General features: G+C 68.8%; 13 protein-coding genes. 5 read left to right on the forward strand and 8 right to left on the reverse strand.

What is annotated here, in order from left to right; translation table 11 throughout:
* Window positions 1-256 precede the first annotated feature (256 nt).
* Window positions 257-544, reverse strand: a complete 288-nt coding sequence (gene rpsO / locus OG758_RS17355) for a 30S ribosomal protein S15 (protein ID WP_100595166.1) — start codon at window positions 542-544, stop codon at window positions 257-259.
* 191 nt (window positions 545-735) lie between these two features.
* Window positions 736-2,250 (reverse strand): type VII secretion integral membrane protein EccD, encoded by a 1,515-nt coding sequence (gene eccD, locus OG758_RS17360; protein WP_326710859.1) that lies wholly within the window; start codon window positions 2,248-2,250, stop codon window positions 736-738.
* Window positions 2,251-2,565: 315 nt separating this feature from the next.
* On the opposite strand from eccD, the gene eccCa reads away from it, so the two are divergent.
* The 5 genes from eccCa to OG758_RS17385 all read left to right on the forward strand — a co-directional run bounded on the left by eccCa (window position 2,566) and on the right by OG758_RS17385 (window position 12,085).
* The gene (gene eccCa, locus OG758_RS17365) at window positions 2,566-6,537 is read left to right on the forward strand and encodes a type VII secretion protein EccCa (RefSeq protein WP_326710860.1); all 3,972 of its coding nucleotides are present in this window, start codon (window positions 2,566-2,568) and stop codon (window positions 6,535-6,537) included.
* 167 nt (window positions 6,538-6,704) lie between these two features.
* The gene (locus OG758_RS17370; protein ID WP_326710861.1) at window positions 6,705-7,403 is read left to right on the forward strand and encodes a serine/threonine protein kinase; all 699 of its coding nucleotides are present in this window, start codon (window positions 6,705-6,707) and stop codon (window positions 7,401-7,403) included.
* Window positions 7,404-7,411: 8 nt separating this feature from the next.
* On the forward strand, window positions 7,412-9,556 hold the full coding sequence (locus OG758_RS17375) for a protein kinase domain-containing protein (protein WP_326710862.1): 2,145 nt from the start codon (window positions 7,412-7,414) through the stop codon (window positions 9,554-9,556).
* 47 nt (window positions 9,557-9,603) lie between these two features.
* The gene (locus OG758_RS17380; protein WP_326710863.1) at window positions 9,604-11,697 is read left to right on the forward strand and encodes a serine/threonine-protein kinase; all 2,094 of its coding nucleotides are present in this window, start codon (window positions 9,604-9,606) and stop codon (window positions 11,695-11,697) included.
* A gap of 76 nt (window positions 11,698-11,773) precedes the next feature.
* Window positions 11,774-12,085 carry a DUF397 domain-containing protein gene (locus tag OG758_RS17385; RefSeq protein ID WP_326710864.1) on the forward strand — a complete coding sequence of 104 codons (312 nt, stop codon included), beginning with the start codon at window positions 11,774-11,776 and terminating at the stop codon, window positions 12,083-12,085.
* Between the two features lie 138 nt (window positions 12,086-12,223).
* On the opposite strand, the gene OG758_RS17390 is transcribed toward OG758_RS17385, so the two are convergent.
* The 6 genes from OG758_RS17390 to OG758_RS17415 form a co-directional block, all read right to left on the reverse strand.
* Complete coding sequence (locus tag OG758_RS17390; RefSeq protein ID WP_326710865.1) at window positions 12,224-13,708, reverse strand: outer membrane protein assembly factor BamB family protein; 1,485 nt, start codon at window positions 13,706-13,708, stop codon at window positions 12,224-12,226.
* 117 nt (window positions 13,709-13,825) lie between these two features.
* Window positions 13,826-14,125 (reverse strand): WXG100 family type VII secretion target, encoded by a 300-nt coding sequence (locus OG758_RS17395; RefSeq protein ID WP_326710866.1) that lies wholly within the window; start codon window positions 14,123-14,125, stop codon window positions 13,826-13,828.
* A 59-nt stretch (window positions 14,126-14,184) separates the two neighbouring features.
* Complete coding sequence (locus OG758_RS17400) at window positions 14,185-14,523, reverse strand: WXG100 family type VII secretion target (RefSeq protein WP_326710867.1); 339 nt, start codon at window positions 14,521-14,523, stop codon at window positions 14,185-14,187.
* Between the two features lie 97 nt (window positions 14,524-14,620).
* Window positions 14,621-15,793 carry a S8 family serine peptidase gene (locus tag OG758_RS17405; protein ID WP_326710868.1) on the reverse strand — a complete coding sequence of 391 codons (1,173 nt, stop codon included), beginning with the start codon at window positions 15,791-15,793 and terminating at the stop codon, window positions 14,621-14,623.
* Between the two features lie 122 nt (window positions 15,794-15,915).
* Complete coding sequence (locus tag OG758_RS17410) at window positions 15,916-17,646, reverse strand: hypothetical protein (RefSeq protein WP_326710869.1); 1,731 nt, start codon at window positions 17,644-17,646, stop codon at window positions 15,916-15,918.
* A complete protein-coding gene (locus OG758_RS17415) occupies window positions 17,643-18,119 on the reverse strand; it encodes a hypothetical protein (RefSeq protein ID WP_326710870.1) in 477 nt (158 codons plus the stop codon). The genes OG758_RS17410 and OG758_RS17415 overlap by 4 nt, the downstream gene beginning before the upstream one ends.
* Window positions 18,120-18,179 lie beyond the last annotated feature (60 nt).

Raw genomic sequence — 18,179 nt, forward strand, 5'->3', positions numbered from 1 at the left:
CCCGGGGTGGACGGGATCCGTCTCCCGGGGGCCACTACCGAGGACCGGCGGCGGCGAGGGTGCGCTTCTCCTCGTGCGGTGATGCGTCGCGTGATGCGGTGCAACTGGGTGCGGTACATCGAAGCGGTGCATGCAGTGGTGATGCGTGCGGTGGTGCTTTTGTCGTGTGTCCAGACTACAAAGCGTCTGTGACACTTCGCACGTACAGCAAAGGGAGCGGCCCCCTGTCGGTGGGAACCGCTCCCTTCACGGCGTCTTAGCGGGCGCCGGCCGCACCGCGGCGGATGCCGAGGCGCTCGACCAGCGCACGGAAGCGCTGGATGTCCTTCTTGGCCAGGTACTGCAGAAGGCGGCGACGCTGGCCGACCAGGATCAGCAGACCACGACGGGAGTGGTGGTCGTGCTTGTGCGTCTTGAGGTGCTCGGTCAGGTCCGAGATCCGGCGGGACAGCATGGCGACCTGGACCTCGGGGGAGCCGGTGTCGCCCTCCTTCTGGCCGAACTCGGTGATGATCTGCTTCTTCGTAGCGGCGTCGAGCGACACGCGTACTCCTCGTAGTCTTTTCGTGGCCACCGAGTGCCCCTGGTCCACATCTCAGGGGAGCTTCCGTTACTCGGGAGGCGAGGTCCGTTGGGCGCAGTCTTCAGATTCCGGAGAACCGGAGACCTGAGGGCGCGTACACAAACGGCCGTCACACAGCGTACCAGCCGCTCCGTGTGCACCCGACCGTCCGGTCAGCCGGTCATCGCGCGGGCCTGTGCGTACACGTCGAAGACGGCGAGCGTCAGCGGGACCAGCGTGAGCAGGACGAACGTCTCCGCGATCTCCATGAAGCGTCCCCAGAAGGGGCTGACTCCCCGGCGGGGCGTGATCAGTCCGATCGACGTGATCAGCGCCGTGGCCACCGCGATCACCGCGACGAGCCAGACCGTGCGGATGTTGATGGCCGTGTGGTCGCCCTTCCTGAAGAAGTCGTCCAGGTAGTCCAGCGGCGGGTGGAGGGAGAGGCCGAGGCCCAGCAGGACGAGGGCGGCGAGACCGGCGGCGAGGAGGGGGCCGACCTGCGCGGTGTAACGGAAGAGCTGCGCGCGCATCAGCATCGCGACGCCGGTGGCGAAGGCGAGGAGCTGGCCCCACACGTCGTGCGAGAAGCCGAGGACGGCCGCGGCGCCGACGGACACCAGGGCGCAGCCGCCGACCAGGCCGACGAGCAGCTCGTGGCCGCGGCGGGCCTGGGCCGCGATGCGGTCGGCCTCGACGGGCTCCTGGTTCGCGGGGTCGTTGCCGTACTCGCCGCGGGCCATGCTCGGGGGCTCGAAGCCGATGGGGAGACGGGCGAAGCGCATGGAGAGGCCCGGCAGGAAGGCGAGGGCCCCAACGGAGAGCGGCGCGCACAGGCCGGCGGTCTCCACGGCCGTCAGGTCCGTGAGGATGGCGATGAACGTCGTGAGCACCCCGATGGCCGACGCGAAGACGAAGGCCACGAAGGGACCGTCGCCGCCCGGCGAGACCAGGGTGAGGACCACGGAGGCGAGCAGTACGGCCGTGCACGCCAGCAGGAACTGGAGCCGTCCGATCCCCTGGTGGTCGGCGAGGGGCAGCAGACCGGAGCCCGCCACCGCCACGTTCGGCAGGGCGCCGAGTCCCAGGGCGACGGCAGAGCCGCGGTCGTCGTAGACCCTGGCGCGCACGCAGGCGAGGACGACGAGGAGGAGGCCGGCCACCGCGGCGAGGACGCCCTGGAGGCTGTTCATGTCGTGGTGCGGCTCGGCCGTCCACGTGACGAAGGCCAGGAGGGCGGGCAGGACGCCGCCGCCGATGAGTCCGGCGCCGCGGGTCAGGTCGCCGTTCCACAGGGTGCGGTCGCGGGTGACGGCCGAGGCGACCGCTTCGGAGACGTCGTCGAAGACGGCCGGCGGCAGCGACTCGGAGAACGGGCGCAGGGTGAGCAGCTCGCCGTCGAGGATGCGCTGCGCGGCGAAGGACCGGGCGCTGTCGAGGACGGTGCCGTCGCGGCGTACGAGGTGGTAGCCGACCGGCGCGCCCTCGGCGGGGCTCTGCTGGGAGAGCCGCAGGATCTCCGGGTTGAGGTCGGCGACCGGGACGTCGTCGGGCAGTGCGACATCGATCCGGCTGTCGGGCGCGACGATGGTGACGCGGCAGAAGCCGAGGCCCGTGCCGGCCCCCGAAGGGGCTCCGGTGCCCGCTCCGCCGGTCGCGCCGGCCGTCGCGGAAGCGGAAGCCGTCATGCTCACCTGCTGTTCCCCCTCGGTTGGTGTGTCCGGTGATGCAGCCGGATGTGGAGGTGTTGTGTACGTCGCTCGCGCGCGCCCCCGCCGCCTGTCAACGAGGCTTCCAGGACCGGCGTTCGCGGCCGCGCTCGCTCCCGACCGCGTGAAATGCCCTGTTTCCCCGGGCGGATCCGCGGTGCTCGACTGCACCTCCGGCACCCTACCGCCCACCGTTGTCAGTGACCGTCAGTAGGATCGCAAATCACGATCGACGTCCGCCTGACACGGGGCGGCGGACGGAACGCCTCGGTCTGGCAAGGGAATTGGTGCGAAGTGAGTCACATCGTCGTGAAGCGCCCGCCTCGGGCGCTGCCGTCCGAAGTGCCCACGGAAGAGGTGGTCCTGCAGCCTCCGCCCGAGCTGCCACGCGGGCAGCAGGAAGGCGCGATGATGCAGCTCCTGCCGATGCTCGGCATGGGCGGATCCGTCGTGTTCTTCTTCAATCCCAGCGCGCAGCCGTTCATGAAGATCATGGGCATGGTGATGATCGCGTCGACCCTGGGCATGGGCATCTCGATGCTGGTCCGCTACCGGCGCGGTTCGCAGGGTCAGATGTCGGACATGCGCCGCGACTATCTGCGTTATCTGTCGCAAACCCGGCGCGATGCCACGAAGACCGCGAGGAAGCAGCGCGACGCGCAGTACTACCTGCACCCCTCCCCCGAGCAGCTGTGGGCGCTCGTCGCCGAGGGCAGCCGCGTCTGGGAGCGGCGCACGGGCGACGAGGACTTCGGGCAGGTGCGCGTCGGCCTCGGCCCGCAGGGGCTCGCCACTCCGCTGGTGCCCCCGCAGACCGCGCCCGTGGACGAGTTGGAGCCGCTGACGGCGGGCGCCATGCAGCGCTTCCTCGCCGCGCACGGCACGCTCGAGGACCTGCCGATGGCGGTCTCGCTGCGGGCCTTCTACCACGTGACGGTCAGCGGTGAGCCGCAGACGGTGCGCGGCACGGCCCGCGCCGTCGTCGCCTCGCTCGCGTCGTTGCACTCCCCCGAGGACCTGGTGATCGCCGTGGCGACGGGCCGGGAGGCCGCGCCGCAGTGGGAGTGGGCCAAGTGGCTGCCGCACAGCCAGGCCGCGGGCCAGACGGACGGCGCCGGCAGCCGCCGTCTGATCACCACCGACCCCATGGAGCTGGAGGCGATGCTGACCACGCGCCTCCAGGGCCGTCCGCGCTTCCACCCCGGTGGGGCGCCCGTCCCCGAGCAGCCGCACCTCGTCGTCGTGCTCGACGGCGTGTCCCTGCCGCCGGTGTCGATGCTGGCCAGCCCCGAGGGCCTGCAGGGTGTGTCCGTCGTCGAGGTCGTGCCCGGCGAGCTGACGACGGGTCGCGGCGACCTCTCGATCGTCGTGCAGCCCCGCTCCCTGACGCTGGAGTCGGCGCACGGCGTGGTCTACGAGGGCACGCCCGACCTGCTCTCCTACGAGGCCGCGGACGCGCTGGCGCGGCAGTTGGCGCCGCTGCGCATGGCCTCGGGCGGCGACGACGACGAACCGCTGCTGGCGAACCTGGACTTCACGGATCTGCTGAGCCTCGGCGATGCCGCGTCCGTGGACACCAAGCGCACCTGGCGCCCGCGCTCGCAGGCGGAGCGGCTGCGTGTGCCGATCGGCGTCGGCGAGGACGGCCGGCCCGTCATGCTCGACCTCAAGGAAGCGGCCCAGGAGGGCATGGGCCCGCACGGCCTGTGTGTCGGTGCGACGGGTTCCGGAAAGTCGGAGCTCCTGCGCACCCTCGTCCTCGGCCTCGCGGTCACGCACTCCTCCGAGACGCTGAACTTCGTACTCGCCGACTTCAAGGGCGGTGCGACATTCGCGGGCATGGCCCAGATGCCGCACGTCGCGGCCGTCATCACCAACCTCGCGGACGACCTGACGCTTGTCGACCGCATGGGTGACTCCATCCGCGGTGAGCTCAACCGCCGCCAGGAGATGCTCCGCGACGCGGGCAACTACGCGAACATCCACGACTACGAGAAGGCGCGCGCGGCCGGCGCCCCGCTCCAGCCGATCCCGTCGCTCGTCCTGGTGATCGACGAGTTCAGCGAGCTGTTGACGGCCAAGCCCGACTTCATCGAGATGTTCGTGCAGATCGGCCGCATCGGCCGTTCGCTGGGCGTGCATCTGCTTCTCGCCTCGCAGCGCCTCGAAGAGGGCCGGCTGCGTGGCCTGGAGACCTACCTCTCGTACCGGATCGGTCTGCGGACGTTCTCCGCCGCCGAGTCTCGCGCGGCGCTCGGCGTGCCCGACGCGTACGAGCTGCCGAACGTGCCGGGTTCCGGCTTCCTGAAGTACGGCACGGACGAGATGGTCCGCTTCAAGGCGGCGTACGTGTCCGGGACCTACCGCTCCGGTTCCGCGCAGACGGCGGTGGCGGGCGGGCCGCTTCCGATGGACCGGCGGCCGGTGCTGTTCACTGCGGCGGAGGTGCCGGTGCAGTACGTGGCCGTGCCCCAGCAGCGCCCCGAGGCCGCGCCCACGACCGATGACGCGCTCTCGGACACCGTGCTCGACGTGATCGTGCGCCGCCTCGAGGCCCAGGGTCCGGCGGCCCACCAGGTGTGGCTGCCGCCCCTGGACAGCCCTCCGTCGCTCGACAGTCTCCTTCCCGGCCTCGCCGCCGTGCAGGGCCGCGGCCTCACACAGCCCGGCTACGAGGGCGCGGGACGCCTCATCGTCCCGGCAGGCCTCGTCGACAAGCCGTACGAGCAGCGGCGCGACCCCCTGTGGTGCGACTTCTCGGGTGCGGCCGGCCATATGCAGATCCTGGGCGGCCCGCAGTCCGGCAAGTCGACGCTGCTGCGTTCGCTCATCGCCTCGTTCGCGCTGACGCACACCCCGCACGAAGTGCAGTTCTACGGGCTCGACTTCGGTGGTGGCGGCCTGTCGGCCGTCGCGGGGCTGCCGCACGTCGGCGGGGTGGCCTCGCGCCTCGACCCCGAGAAGGTGCGACGCACGGTCGCCGAGGTCTACGGCGTGATGATGCGCCGCGAGGAGTACTTCCGTTCCTCCGGCATCGCTTCCATCGGCGACTTCCGCGCCCGCAGGGCACGCGGCGACATCTCGGTCACCGACCAGCCGTGGGGTGACGTCTTCCTCGTCATCGACGGCTGGGGCAACTTTCGTACGGACTACGAGGGTCTGGAGCCGGCGGTGCTCGACATCGCGGCCCGCGGCCTGGGCTACGGCATCCACCTGGTGCTCACGGCCTCGCGGTCCATGGAGGTCAGGGCGAACATGAAGGACCACCTCATGAACCGCCTCGAGCTGCGGCTCGGCGACACGATGGACTCCGAGTTCGACCGCAAGGTCGCGGCGAACGTGCCGACGGGCGTGCCCGGCCGCGGCCAGTCGCCGCAGAAGCAGCACTTCATGGCGGCGGTCCCGCGGATCGACGGCCTCACGTCGGACACGGACCTGGCCGAGGCCACGGCGGCGCTGACCGCCGAGGTGACCCGGCACTGGACGGCGCCCGGCGCCCCCGAAGTCCGGCTGCTCCCCCGCGAGTTCGCGGCGGACCGGCTGCCCCCGGGGAACCTGTTCCCGGACCGCGGTGTGTCCTTCGCGCTCGACGAGGACAACCTCGAGCCGGTGTTCCTCGACTTCGAATCGGACCCGTTCTTCCTCATCTTCGGAGAGAGCGAGTCCGGCAAGTCGAACCTGCTGCGCCTGCTCATCAAGCGCCTCACCGAGCGCTACGACGGCGACTCCTGCAAGCTCTTCGTCGTCGACAACCGCCGAGCCCTGCTCGACGTGACCCCGCCCTCGCACCTGGCGGAGTACATCCCCATGTCGAACTCGATGGGGCACCACATGGACGCGCTCGCCGACCTGATGCAGCGGCGTACGCCGACGGCGGAGGTGACGGCGCAGCAGCTGCGGGACCGCAACTGGTGGCGCGGCCCGAACGTCTTCGTGGTCATCGACGACTACGACCTGGTGTCCACGTCGAGCGGCAACCCGCTCTCGGGCCTGACCGAACTGCTCCCGTTCGCGCGGGACGTCGGCGTCCGCTTCATCATCGCCCGCTCCTCGGCGGGCGGCGGCCGGGCCGCGTACGAGCCGTTCATCCAGCGCATGAAGGAGCTCGGCGCCCAGGGCCTCGTCCTGGCCGGCGACCCGGGCGAGGGCGACCTCCTCGGCGGCGTGCGGCCACGCCCGATGCCGGCGGGCCGTGGCGTCTTCGTCTCGCGCAAGCGGGGGAAGCCGTTGGTCCAGACGGGATGGATGGGCGAGGAGCACGTGTGAGCCAAGCTCCGGCGACTGTAGGGCCGTACCGGGTCATCGCTCCCTTTCAGGCGGCCCTCGGCCGACTGCCCGTAGCGGAAAGCCGGTTCCTCGCACGGTCGGGTGACGGTGAGCGCACCGTCCTCGTCTGCGTGCCCCTTCCCGATTCGGATCACGGGAGATGGGCGGTGGAGGCGGCTACCGCCGCAAGCCTGACGGTGCCGGGATTCCTGCCCGTCACCGAGGCGGACACGACCGCGGAACTCCCTTGGTACGCGACGCCGTACGTCCCTCTGCTCACCCTGCCCGAGGCGCTGGCCGCTCACGGAGGTCCTCTCCCGGAGCGCACCGTCCTGGCCTTGGGTTCGTCTCTGGCGGACGCCCTGGCGGCAGCACACGCGAAGGACGTGGTGCACGCCGGGCTGTCCCCGTCGGCGGTGTTCCTCTCGACCGAAGGGCCACGCATCGGCAGTTTCGGCGCGGTGCGCGCCGCCGGACCCGACGGCGAGGCGCGCGATGGCATCCCGTGGCTGACGGCCGGTTGCGTCGCGCCCGAGCAGGCCGCGGGCGGACGCCCCCGGCCGCTCGGTGACGTCCATGCGCTCGGCGCGGTGCTCGCGTTTGCGGCAACGGGACACACCACCCCGGAGCGCGACGAGTTGCCCGCTTCCCTGCGCGCCGCCGTCGCCGCCTGCCTCTCGCGCGACCCGGCACGACGTCCGCAGGCCGCCGAGTTGGTGCACCGGTTCACGCCCACGGCTGTGGCATCGCAGGCCACCGTCCTCGACACCACCGCGGCTCTCCCCCTCCCTGCCGGCATCATCGCCGCGCTGGCCCGCCAGTCGGCCTCGGTGCTCGCCGCGGATCCCCCACTCGCTCCGAGGTGACCGGCCCGATGCTCTCCCCTCTCGCACACGACGACCCCGCCGAGATCGGCGCATACCGCCTCGTCGCGCGGCTCGGCAGCGGCGGCATGGGCACCGTCTATCTCGCCCGTACGGCGTCGGGCCGTACCGCCGCGCTCAAGACCATGCACGCCCGGATCGCTGCCGATCCGGAGTCCCGTACGCGCTTCCGGCTCGAGATCGATGCGGCGCGGGTGATCGGGGGACGGTACGGCGCCCAGGTCTTCGACGCGGACGCAATGGCCGCCACTCCTTGGCTCGCCACGGAGTACGTGCTCGGACCGCCGCTGGGCGAGGCCGTCACCACGAGCGGTCCGCTGCCACAGGCAGCGGTACGCGCGCTGGGTGCGGCGTTGTGCGAGGCACTGGCCCAGCTGCACAGTTCGGATGTCGTGCACCGCGACCTCAAGCCGTCCAACATCATGGTCACTGCCGACGGTCCGCGACTCATCGACTTCGGCATCGCTCGCGCCATCGGCGACGACCGGCTCACCAGAACTGGCGCGGCAGCCGGCACACCGGCCTTCATGTCTCCCGAGCAGGCCACCGGCGTCGAACACACGGCCGCGGGCGATGTCTTCGCCCTCGCGGGCGTGCTGGTGTTCGCGGCCACAGGCCGTGCGCCCTTCGGTTCGGGTCAGGCGGCGGACCTGCTGTACCGGGTGCGCTACGCGGAGGCGGATCTGGCGGGAGTGCCGCCGGCCCTGGCGTCGGTACTCGCCAGGTGCTTGAGCAAGGAGCCGGTCCGGCGTCCGTCCACCGCAGAACTGCGGGAACAACTTGCCGGGCCCCAGGGAGAGTTCGCCTCCCAGCTCCCGGACCCGCTGCTCCTCGAGATCGGCCGCCGGGCGACGGAGGTCTGGCGAACCGCTGCCCACCGGCTGCCCCGTCCTGCTTCCTCAGGGCAGGCGTACGACACCACAGTCCACTCCGCGCGTTCCGTCCACCCGTCGCGCCGGAAGCTGCTCATCGGCGGAGGTTCCCTGCTGGCTCTGTCCGCCGCCGGTGCGGGCGCCTGGGCATGGGCCCGTTCCGGACCGGACAGGGCCGCCCCCGTGGCCCTCTGGCGTACGGCGTTCCAGGCACCCACCGCACCCCGGCACACCCCGCCCATGGTGGTGGGCGACACCATCGTGGTGGACAGCGCGGTGGGAGTGCGCGGCTTCCGCGCCGACACAGGCGACGACGCCTGGAACACCACCGACACGTCGGGCCCTTGGCGGGCCGCCACGGACGGTGAGCGGCTGTACGCCCTCGCCCCGGTCGGTTCACACCCGTACGGATTCACCGTCTCGGCGGTCAACCCGCGCGATGGCTCCGCCCAGGGCTCCGCCATCCTCCTCGACCGCTGGGCAGGAGGGCTGAAGAACGAGCAACTCCTCGCCGTGGGTAACGGGCAGGCCTTCGCCGTCGCCGGAGTCAAGACAGACCCGAACAGGGGCAGTCAGGCAACCACGAACCCCAAGTCATGGAGTCTGATCGCCATCGATCTCTCGACCGGCAAGGCCCTCTGGGACGAGACGCTCCCACACTCCCCTGCGTCGGAACAGCGCTTCAGCGGCGCCCGCGCCGTGGGCGACCATCTCGTCGTAAGCAGCGACGCCGGGTTCGGTCCCGCCGTCACGGTGTACGACGCCGTGACAGGCTCGACCGCGTGGACGCGCAGGGCCGGCAAGGCCGAACTCCACAGCGGACGCAGCGAGTTGGCCACGGACGACAAGCGAGTCTTCTGGGGTGGGGAGGTACTTCGCGCACAGCTCCTCACCAGCGGCCGAACCCTGTGGACGTACCGCGGCCGCGCGGCGTTCGGCGCCCCGGTCGTGCAGGACGGTGTGGTGTACGCCGTCGAGGCCGACGCAACACGTCCGCTCGTCGCCGTCGACGCGGCCACCGGAAAGCTGCTGTGGCGGGAGAAGGACTCGAACGCCTCCGCGGGCAGCCTCGATGTTGCCCCGGTCGTGGGCAAGAAGTACGTCTACAAGCATTCCGGTACGGGGATCTGCGCAGTGGATTCCAGCAGCCGCACCCCGGCGTGGACCGTGCGCGCGGAGGCGACCTCACTCACCGCCCAGCGCGCGAAGTCACGGCTCTTCGCCGTTGCGGACCGCTCCCTCGTCGCCCTGCCGCTGGAATAGCGGAAGCTCAGCCCGCGACGGCCCACCGCGAAGACCACAGAAGAAGGATGGCGCAGTTCATGACCCCGCTCGGCTTCGGCGACCCGCTCCGGCTCGGCCCCTACCGTCTCCTCGGAGTGCTCGGCGAAGGCGGGATGGGCAAGGTGTACGTCGGTCAGGACTCCGCCGGTGCCGTGACTGCCGTCAAGGTCCTGCATCCTGAGCTCACCCATGACCCGAATCTGGCGCAGCGCTTCCTGCGCGAGGCCCAGACCGCGCGGTCCGTGGAGAGCGGGGGCGTCGCCAGGGTCCTGGCCGCGGAACTTGACGGCGGACGCCCTTGGATCGCTTCGGAGTTCCTGTCGGGCCCCACCCTGGAGCAGGCCGTCACCCAGCGCGGCCCGCTCGAGGAGCCGGCCCTGCGCGCTCTGGCTCATTCGCTTGCCGGCACGCTGCGGGACATCCACGCGGCCGGGCTGATCCACCGCGACCTCAAGCCCGCCAACATCGTCCTCACGTCGACGGGCCCGCGTGTCATCGACTTCGGGATCGCCCGCCCCGAGCACGGGCTGACCCTGACCACGACCGGCCAGGTGCCGGCGACGCCCGGATACGGCGCCCCCGAGCAGGTCACCGGACAGCGCGTCAGCCCCGCGGCCGACGTCTTCTCGCTGGGGGCGGTGCTCGCCTACGCGGCCTCGGGCCGCAGGGCGTACGACGGCCCCCATGTCGCCTCCCTGCAGTACGCGGTGGTGCACGGCGAGCCGGATCTCACAGCGGTACCCGGCCTCATCCAACCCCTCATCCGTCCCTGTCTGTCCAAGGATCCGGCCCTGCGGCCGTCGCCGGAGCAGATCGCCGCGGTCTTCGCCCCACCCCGGGGTGCGCAGCGCGTATGGAAGCACGGGGCTCTCGCTGAGGAGATCAAGGAGCACGAGGCACAGACGAAGCAGTACACAACCGTCGTCGGAGTCCCCGCACAGCGACGACCTTCCCGCCGTCGTTTCCTCGCCTCCCTCGCCACAGGCGGAGCCGTTCTGCTCGCGGGCGGCGGCGCGACGGCGTGGTGGCTACGCGGCGAGGATCTTCCCGAGGCCGGCGCCACACCGCCGCCCGCCAGACTCCTCGCTTCCCCCGTCGAGGGCGGGTCCTCCAGCGACAAGGCGCCAAAGCCCCTGTGGGGACCGCTGCCCGTCGCCGCCGAGGGCTCGCCGCCACCGATCGTCCTGCGCGATGTCGTCATTTTCGCGGCCAAGGGTGGGGGCCTGACCGCACGGAAGGTGACGGACGGCAAGGAGAAGTGGGTCCTCCCCGACATCGATGCGACGGCCCGGTATGTGGCGATGGCCGACGGCCGGTTCGCCGCCGCCGACAGCCAGGGCAACGTACACATCCACGATGCGTCCACGAGTGAACGGCTGTGGAGCGCATCGGCGGGAGCAACCTGTGTACTCGCCGCCGACGCGACCACGGTGTACGTCGGCACCGCCGACGACACGATCCGGGCCGTAGCCACGGCGGACGGACACAAGGTGCGCTGGACCAAACCGCTTGCGTACGCGGCACCGGTCGACACCACAGCCCAAGCGGTCGCTGCAGAGGGACACTTGGTGGTGACTAGCCAGGACGGCAGCGTGACGGCCCTGCTGTCCGCCACAGGCAAGGAAGCCTGGCACCGGACCGGCCAGACCAGCGACGGACGAGCGCTGCACCCCTTCGTCGACTCAGGGGTCGTGTACCTGGGCGGAGCCTCCCTGTGCGCCTGCGGTCTCGCGGACGGGAAGGAGATCTGGCGGGAGATCGGCACGTACGGGCCTCCGGTCCTGGACGGCGCAGACCTCCTGGCGATGACGGCGCAGGACTGGGGCGCGCCGCACCCGCGCCTCATGAGCTACGACACCGCCACCGGTGACTACGACAGTTCCTGGCTGGCAGTGCCAGAGGGCGATGCCGCGCCTCTCGCCGCGCCCGTCTTCCAGGGCAGTTCACTGTGGCTGGCGGAGGGCGGCGACGCCAAGGGCGTCACCGTCTTCGGCAGAAGCACGGGGCACGCCGCTTGGACCTACCGGCCCACTCGCGGCGGCACATGGCGCATGACGGCCACCGGGAATCGGGTCTTCCTGCTGAATGCGGGGGACGCCGTGGCCATGCCGGTCTTCTGACGGCCACCTGCCGCGGCGCACTTCCAAGTACGCTGAGTGGACAGCTTGTTCGTACGTCGAGAAGGGGCCGCCCCACATGGCCGAGGCACAGGACGCGCAGGTCTCCCGCGAGCAGGACGAGGAAGTCAAGGCGCGCAAGGAGCGGGAGAAGAACGAGCTCTACGCCCTCGACATCTCCGACGTCACATGGCACAGCGCCCCCGGCACCGAGGACCACGAGGAGCGCGTCGAGATCGCGTACCTGCCGGCGGGCGCCGTCGCGATGCGGTCGTCGGTGGAGCCCGAGACGGTGCTGCGGTACACGGAGGCGGAGTGGACGGCGTTCGTGCTGGGGGCTCGGGACGGGGAGTTTGATTTGGAGGACGCGCCGAGGTCGGACGCGGGGTAGAGGCCTACGACTAAAGCGGGGTCGAGGAGTCCGGGCTTTGGGGTCCGCTTTGCCGGTCCTCTGCCCGCCCGGCGCGCTTGATCCCCTCGCGTCTCCCTACGCTCCAGCGCAGGGAGATGACAGCCAAGCACCTCGCTCCTAGCCAGCGCTTTCGTAACCAACAACGCCTGGAATGAGACCTGAATCGTCGGCCTTGGTTGGCGCGTCAATCTCCTTGAGCCTGAAGAAGACCCGTCCGTGGCTGACGGTCATGACTGCCGACTCTGGCTCTCCGAGCGCCAACGACTCGGAAGGCATCTCGAACAGGAGAAAGGGACGCTCTTTGCCTGTCTTCGGGTCGATACTCACGACCGCCGCCGGCGCTCGGCCGTCGTTACTTGCTCTGAATACCAGGAGCTGGTCACCGCTCGCCTGGATGGGATACATGGGACGGCGGGCCTGAGACTTGAACTTACGCACGGGTTTCCCCGAATCCAGGTCAAAAGCAGTAATCGAGTTCGCGGGACGGTCGGTGAAGAGGTCCTCGATGGCTCCCTTTCCGCCCACGAATACCTGACGGCCCCCCACAATCACCGAGTCGCAGGACTCTACAGTCCCGAAAAGCGAACCACCACAGTCGGTGACATAGCGGTCAACTCCCAGCGCCATCGACGATCTGTGCTTGCCGTGCGCGTCAAGAACGATGAGGTCCGTCACTGTTTCCGCGCCTGCAGCGACAGCGATTACCGGTGGATTCGACGACACCAAGTAGGTTGCCCCGACACCCCGGGCCACCTGGTACGTCCACTCGGGCTTTCCTGTACGTCGGTCAATTTTCTGGACGCGGTATGAGGTGTCGTCACCACCGCTTCCACAGGTCTGTAGCGCCAGCAAGTCACGTCCGCCCGCGAAACCGCTGTCGTTGCAGGCTTCCCTGCCGGGCGCCTCCCAGAGCTTCTTGCCCTGACGCAGGTCGTACGCTGCCGACCCCGATCCCCATGCCGTCACGGCGACGCCTCGCGTCAGCGTCACATTCATATTGGTCGCGTACGCATTGTCGGAGTGGGGCAGCGTCACTTCCCACATCTTCTTGCCGGTGTCCACGTTGAATACCACAAGCAAGTTACAGGCGGACTTGGCGTTTACCTTGCCCCCACGACCAGACTGAGCAACGACGGCAGTGCGGCCATCGACTGTCACATGCCGCGTCGTCGCGCAGATGGCACCGCTCAACCTGGTACTCCAGATGGGGTCCCATTGTCTGAATCGGTACCCTGTGAGTGTACTTCCCTGCGCCATGGCAAAAGTCTTGGAGGTAGCCCAACCGCCCGGCAGATAGGAGCTTTTGCCCGGCTTCAGCTTCTTGTCGTTGTACTCGACCGCCATGCGGGCTTCAGGGTTGACCGGAGTCTTTCCATCAGCCTCGCTCACCTCATCCGGGGCTTGCCGGGCAGAACTGGACCCGTTGCTCGACTTAGCGTCATTCGCCGCTGGGCTTCCACCCCAAATAAACCATGAGCCAACGCCGGTCACGACGATGAGAGCGCCGCAAATTGACAGCAACCGCTTCACGCGCTGTTTTTTGCGATCCTTTGCCGCACGCAGGGACTGCGTGAACGGAGAGGGCGCCGGCCCGAACGACATGAACTGCTTTCCCTTCAACGACGAGCGAGAACCGATTCTTCATGTTCCACCCGTCGAACCCATAAGACAGGGTGGGCGCCTCCCGCGCGCGCCCACCCAGCATCCGTACTTTTCGTTCTACAGGAAGAAGCTGGCGGCCTTCTTGTCGCCGCCCATGTAGTCACCGCCGGCCTGGTGCACCACCTGGCCGATGCTCTGGAGAGCCTGATGAATGTCGCGGGCTTCCTTGTCCCACTTCTGCTGCTCTTCGCCGTACTTGCTCTGGGCTTCACCCTCCCAGTAGGCGACCGTGCCCGCGACCAGGTGCTTGATCTCCTGCAGGTCGGCCTCAAGCTGCTTGGCCATGTTTCCGATTTCGGTGGCCGCGGTGTCGAGAGCGCCGTACTTGACGACCATCTCGTCGTGGTTCAGAGCCATGATCTACTTCTCCATCTCCCTTGGTTTCATTAACTACTGACGCGCGACAACCCGGGCGCTTAGTAGCCGCTGAGCGTGGACTTCGGAGCGCCGTCATACACGTTGATCTTGTTGACCTGCTGACGCACCTGGTCCTCGGAGTCATCCTTGATCTTCCGAGTACCGGTCATCGCGTCGAGGAACTTCACGAGGATGTTGCCGATGTTCTTCATCGACGTGTTGATCTCGTGCTGCTTCGTGTTGAAGGCGTTGGCACCGATGCCCTTCCAGTTGCCTTCCAGGCTGTCGATAGTCCCCTGAAGGCGGTGCACCGTGGACTTGATGTTGTCGAACTTATCGGCGATCTTGCGCTCGAGCGCAACCATCTGATCGTCTGAGAGCCGCTGTCCGTCTGCCATTTCGGCCTTCCTCTCCTGGATTACTACTGGAACTTTTCGAATGCTGTCTCGCAGGGAATGACTGTTCCCTCGCTCGACAACGTCGTGTAACTGCCGCTCAGCCGGAGCGTCGAGCTCGCAGCACCGCGAACGCCCCGCCCCCGATCACCACCACCGCGGCAGCGGCTCCGAGGACAATCCACAACTGGTCATTGCCGTCCGAGGACTTCGCACTAGATCCTGCCGCCGAGGTCTCGCCACCTGAAGTGGATTTCGGGGGCTGTGACGAGGCTGGTACGGAAGCGGAGGGGGTAGGGCCGGTAGTAGAACCGGCAACTGACGTCTTTTCGTTGGTGATCGGATCGATGTCGGGGGCACCCGGATTCCCCTTGCCGGCGATCAAGATCTGGGCGGGCCTGATCAGTCCGTAGCCGAGATACTTGCTCGGCTGGTTCTTGGGCCAGTCACGACCGGCAGTATCGATCATCACCCGGAGGACCTGGCTGGCCGTCCACTTGGGGTGCGCCGACCAGATGAGGGCGGCGGAGGCCGAGGCGATGGCAGTGGCCTGACTTGTTCCCTTGCCTTGGCAGTACTGCTTGAAGGTCGCGTCGCACCAGGTGGGGACGTTCACACCCGGCGACGCCAAGTCGATGTAGTCACCGGACTGGGAGAACTTGCCTACCGTTCCAGTCGCATCGGAAGCACCGACCCCAACCACTTCGGGGAGTGCGGCCGGGAAACCGATGAAGTTGTCCTTGTCGCCGGAGTTCCCAGCCGCGGCAAACATGAGCTTGCCCCTCTTGGCCGCGTACTTGATCGCGCTCGTCTCTTCGTCATCCGGGTACTCGGCACCGAAGGACATGCTGATGATCTGTGCGTCTGAGTCGGCAGCAGCCCTGATCGCCTGGGGAATCGAGGCGGTCTTCTTGCGCTCGGCCTTGTCCGTCAACGTGGTGAGCACCGTCCGCACCGGAATGATCCTGGCTCCCGGGGCGAGCCCCTGGAGTCCGCCTCCGGCCCCGGACCCGGCGATCAGTTCCGCCATGGATGTGCCGTGACCGCCGTAGTCACGTGTCGCTCCATACGATGCGGCAGCAGGAACATCGTCCGTCAGGACCTTACCCTTCAGGGAAGGCGTCGCAGGATTGACTCCTGAGTCGATAACCGCGACCTTGATGCCCTTGCCCGTGCTCACCTTCCACAACCGCTCGGCCAGCATGTCGTCCAAGTACCACTGCTTGGCGTGCACGTCGTCGGCAACGGCGCTCGGGGCCAGCCCGGTGGACATGACGGCAAGAGCGCCAACCACTGCGCCCACCGCGGACACCCGTCTTCCGACCCGCCTCAGAAGGGGCACAGTCCATCTGCCGCGTCGGCTGGTCCCTGACTTCATGCTTCGTACGTCCTCGCTCATGCTTGGTCGATCACCGGGGGCACATCGCGCTGCGGCTTCTTGGGGAGATGGCTCTGTTCGTCCTCGACAAGGTAGTCGGGCCGCTGTACGCAATCGCCCTCTTCATGGTCGGACTGGCTGCCCTCGGAACCTCGCACGAGGCCGGAGCCGCCGGCGGTGAAGCCGTTCCTGCCAGCACGCGAGGCGGAGTTGCGTCCTGCGGGAGCACCCGTCACACCGTCGGAGTTACCGATGGCACCGCGTCCCGGCGTCTGGTTCCTGGCGGTGCCGTTCGTCGTGCTCGGCGCCCCCATGACTCCCCGCTGGCTGATCCCGCCGCTCGAAGTCCGTGAACCGGTAGCTCCCTCGCCGCCGATGACCGTGCCTCTCGGCACCTTGGGACCCGACTTTGCGGACGCACCGGTCGAAGTGGGCCTTCCCCCTATGACACCGCCGTTGCTCCGGCCCGCGCCCCTTGGTCCCAGGCCTTGGCGACCGGCCTGCGCGCCGCCCTGCTTGGGCGTTCCTCCGGTGACTCCGGAGGTCGGACGGCCGCCCGGCATGCCGCCCTTGACACCCGGCTGCCCGGTCGCGTTCGGGCGCCCCATCGAGTTCGTGCCGCCCTGGCCGAGGCCGCGAGCCGACGCGGGTCCGGGGGTTCCGGCTCGCCCCTGTGCGGTCGCGGGATTCCTCGGCACGCCGGTCGTACCGAGCGCCCGCCCCAGAGGTCCCTTGCCCATAGGATTCGGAACACCCTGGGCATAGGACGGAAGCGGGAGTCCTTGAGGGCCGGTCGTCGGCGTCGTGGTCGGGTTGGTGGTGCTTGTCACGGGGGTCGTCGGCGTCTGCTGAGGAAGCGTGTCGACGCTGTCGATTGTCGTGCCGACAGGTCGGTCGGGGAGAGTGACATCGCCGTGGACGTCCTTGACGGGCGTCGTAGTGACGTCCGTGTGCGGGGCGATCGTGCGACCGTGTGCGACCACGCCTTCAGTCACTGCCGCATGCCGCTGCGTCGTACCGGACGTTTCGTTTCCGGACCAGTCCGTCGGCGCGGAGCCGCGCCCCGACGGCTTCGGCACCCCCACATTAGGCATTGCCTCGAACGTGGGAGGTTCCAGCCCCTTGAGCGACTCCTCGGAGACGACGTAGTACGACGACAGCCGGTTCATCTGGTTGATGGCCTCTTGGCGATGACCCTCAACCTTCGTGGCCGCGGTGTACTCCTCGTTGGTCTCGACCCGCGCAACCTCCGGGATGTCGCCGACCGACTTCCGCACCAGACGGCTGTCCCGGGGCGGCATGGCGCTGCGAACGGATGCCAGGCCCGTGCCGGCGGACGTGATCTGAACGCCTGCGGCCTTCGCGTAGTCGGCGAGAGCGTCCGCGTGTCCGGCGAGTCCCTTGCCCCAGATCTGGAAGGCCTTGCCCGCCTCGCCCTTCCAGTCGTCCTCGGCGGCCGTCAAGTGACCGCGGAGTTCGGTCGCAGCGTCCGAGATGGCCTGCTGTGCCTTCCACAAGGCCTCACCGGCGCCCTCGAGGTCCGAAGGGTTCGTGTTCTCAACGATGTCGATCATGTCGTTGAGGTCATGGTCCTCGAAGTTCGACTTCTGACCGTGTGCACGGACCCTGCCGAAGCCGAACGCGTCGTGCATGAGCTCGGACACCCGACTGGTCATATCGGTGACGCCGACCTGGACGTTGCTCTGTTCCTGGCCGGACAGCTTGTCCCAGTCGTCCTTCCCAGTCACAGCCCGAATCCCTTCTTCGACTGCTTCTTGTCGTTCCGCGGTTGCTCAGGCGCGCCGGCCTTCTCGCGCTCCGCAGCCTGATGGTCATGCTCGATCTTCGACTGGATGGCCCAGAACCGGCGTCGCTGTTCGTCCTCGAGGTTGTCGTAGCCGACCTCCGCGCCATGCGCGGCGATGCCCATCGCCTCGATCTGCAGGCTGAGCGTCTTCGCCAGCGAGGTGAGCCGTTCGTGAACGACGTTGTACTGGTCGTAGAGACCGTCGGCTTCGGGGAACTTCGTACCGGCGCCACGCAGGGAGGTCTGCGCGATCCGCTGGCCACCGACCTTGGACGGCGCTCCGTCCGAGCCCTCGAACTCGCTCAAGAGCGTGTCGACACGCTGCTTGAAGGTCTTGAGTACTCCCGCGCCGACCTTCAGGTCCGCCGCAGCCGCAGCCGACACCCCGCCCATCGCCATGTCCGCAGGAAGCATGACGTGTCCCCTCCCCGTTCCCCGTCGGTCCTTCAGTCCGCGCCCGGAGCGCGGTGGCGC

The sequence above is a fragment of the Streptomyces sp. NBC_01474 genome (assembly GCF_035918215.1).
Taxonomy (GTDB): Bacteria; Actinomycetota; Actinomycetes; order Streptomycetales; family Streptomycetaceae; genus Streptomyces; species Streptomyces aureus.

Bases quoted from the DNA above. Each gene is read 5' to 3' on its own strand.
- eccD (WP_326710859.1), bottom strand. From the start codon at position 2,250: ATGACGGCTTCCGCTTCCGCGACGGCCGGCGCGACCGGCGGAGCGGGC.
- OG758_RS17375 (WP_326710862.1), top strand. From the start codon at position 7,412: ATGCTCTCCCCTCTCGCACACGACGACCCCGCCGAGATCGGCGCATAC.
- OG758_RS17380 (WP_326710863.1), top strand. From the start codon at position 9,604: ATGGCGCAGTTCATGACCCCGCTCGGCTTCGGCGACCCGCTCCGGCTC.
- OG758_RS17385 (WP_326710864.1), top strand. From the start codon at position 11,774: ATGGCCGAGGCACAGGACGCGCAGGTCTCCCGCGAGCAGGACGAGGAA.
- OG758_RS17390 (WP_326710865.1), bottom strand. From the start codon at position 13,708: ATGTCGTTCGGGCCGGCGCCCTCTCCGTTCACGCAGTCCCTGCGTGCG.
- OG758_RS17395 (WP_326710866.1), bottom strand. From the start codon at position 14,125: ATGGCTCTGAACCACGACGAGATGGTCGTCAAGTACGGCGCTCTCGAC.
- OG758_RS17400 (WP_326710867.1), bottom strand. From the start codon at position 14,523: ATGGCAGACGGACAGCGGCTCTCAGACGATCAGATGGTTGCGCTCGAG.
- OG758_RS17405 (WP_326710868.1), bottom strand. From the start codon at position 15,793: ATGTCCACCGGGCTGGCCCCGAGCGCCGTTGCCGACGACGTGCACGCC.
- OG758_RS17415 (WP_326710870.1), bottom strand. From the start codon at position 18,119: ATGCTTCCTGCGGACATGGCGATGGGCGGGGTGTCGGCTGCGGCTGCG.